The sequence below is a fragment of the Flavobacterium sp. SOK18b genome (assembly GCF_014156605.1).
In the GTDB taxonomy this organism is placed as follows: Bacteria; Bacteroidota; Bacteroidia; order Flavobacteriales; family Flavobacteriaceae; genus Flavobacterium; species Flavobacterium tiangeerense.
This window is the reverse complement of sequence record NZ_QKNZ01000014.1, coordinates 1-1717: the sequence shown is the minus strand read 5'-3', so window position 1 is coordinate 1717 and position 1717 is coordinate 1. Positions and strand designations below refer to the sequence as shown.

Genomic DNA, 1717 nt, shown 5'->3' with positions numbered 1-1717 from the left:
TTCTAATTCCTTATAAATTATATTCAAATTATGCACATTCAGAATTTATTTCATTAATTCAACTTAATGGTTCTGACACGTTACATAAAAATTCAAATGATAATAAAATGCACTTAAAAAATGCTTTAAGGATTATTAATATGATAAACTGTGTTTCAATTATTGAATTAAAAAATAAATTTGAATGCACTCTGAAAACATTTAATAATTTGGAAGAATCTACGAAAGAGAAAATAGAATTTTGGAATCATATTGCTACAGAAAGGTACTTTCACCAACAGGCGCTATAACGGATTTGGGCATTAAGCTTAATGTGAAATTGGTCTTGTATTTGTGAAAATTTGGCAAATCCGAAAATAAGGTTTAATCTAATCCCAAACCTCGTATAGCAAGGGAACGTTGATGCTAATTTTAACAAGACACCTTAATAAAAATAAAATGGAACAAAAAATATTTCAAGACTTTGACTTTTCGGACTTTTGGGAAGACAGCGACCATTCATTAACCGAATATGTAGAAGATAGCCCAACAGATGAACTTATTTATTCTGTAGAACAAGAACTTGGTTTCAAACTTCCAGCTTCATATATTGAATTAATGAAAATTCACAATGGTGGGACACCTAAAAACTGTTGCTTTCCGACTGCTGAAAGTACCTCTTGGGCAGAAGACTATTGTGCAATAACAGGAATTATGGGAATTGGTAGGACAAAAACTTATTCATTATGTGGTAGTTTAGGAAGTCAATTTATGATTGACGAATGGGGATACCCATACACAGGCGTATTCATTTGTGATTGCCCATCAGCAGGACACGATATGATAATGTTAGATTATTCAAAATGCGGAAAAGAAGGAGAGCCTGAAGTTGTTCACGTTGATCAAGAATGGGATTACAAAAAAACATTCTTAGCGAAAGACTTTGAAACCTTTATTCGTGGACTTGTAAGTTCAGCAGTTTTTGATACTTCAGAACAAGATTTAATAAATACTCTTGACACTTTCAAAACAGGGCAATTTTCAGACATTCTTCAAGAATATTTCAAAAAAGACACTTCAATAAATTTTGACAGAATTCTGAGAAATCTTTTTACAGAATTGACAACTAATAAGGGATATTTTGGACTTCACGCGGACGAACTTTCATATTTGGCTTATGACATACAGTTTTATCTTTTAAGTATAAACAAAAGCATTAAAAACAGACAACATTTTCAAAAGGAATATCCGCATATGGTTGCTATGGGTAACAAGGAAATCACAACAGGAGGTTATGCTGATTTCTTTTTAGATTGGTTTGACCAGAAAATAAATTCAAAACAGATAACAAAAAAACTTTTTGGCGGACTAACTTTCACTGACAGTTATAAAAGCTATCTATTTGAACAGATAAAAAAGTATGACTAACAAAACAACCGCTAACTGCAAATAAGTGCTACTATCGCGAGATCCTATTTGCAAACCGTTAATGATGATATAAAAAAATCTAGGAGAAATATGATCCATTTAAAGGAAATATTATTAATGCAAAAAATTTTTGGAAGCACATTAGGCGTTTTCGGAATTGTTATATTGGCTACTGAACCTTTCTATTTTGGATTAATATTTATTTTGCATTAAATGTCTTTTCAACAGAAGGGTTTGAAATGAATTTAGAAAACAAAACATACAGAAATATAAATTCACTTTTTGGTGTAAATTATGGTAAATGGAAAAC

Annotated in this window: 2 protein-coding genes; both read left to right on the top strand. The window is 30.9% G+C overall.

The window, feature by feature from the left end:
* Window positions 1–290: hypothetical protein (locus DNC80_RS15790; protein WP_220485200.1), on the top strand; the 290-nt coding region annotated here is incomplete at its 5' end.
* A gap of 148 nt (window positions 291–438) precedes the next feature.
* On the top strand, window positions 439–1407 hold the full coding sequence (locus DNC80_RS03510; protein WP_182649262.1) for an SMI1/KNR4 family protein: 969 nt from the start codon (window positions 439–441) through the stop codon (window positions 1405–1407).
* Window positions 1408–1717 lie beyond the last annotated feature (310 nt).

Bases quoted from the DNA above. Each gene is read 5' to 3' on its own strand.
- DNC80_RS03510 (WP_182649262.1), top strand. From the start codon at position 439: ATGGAACAAAAAATATTTCAAGACTTTGACTTTTCGGACTTTTGGGAA.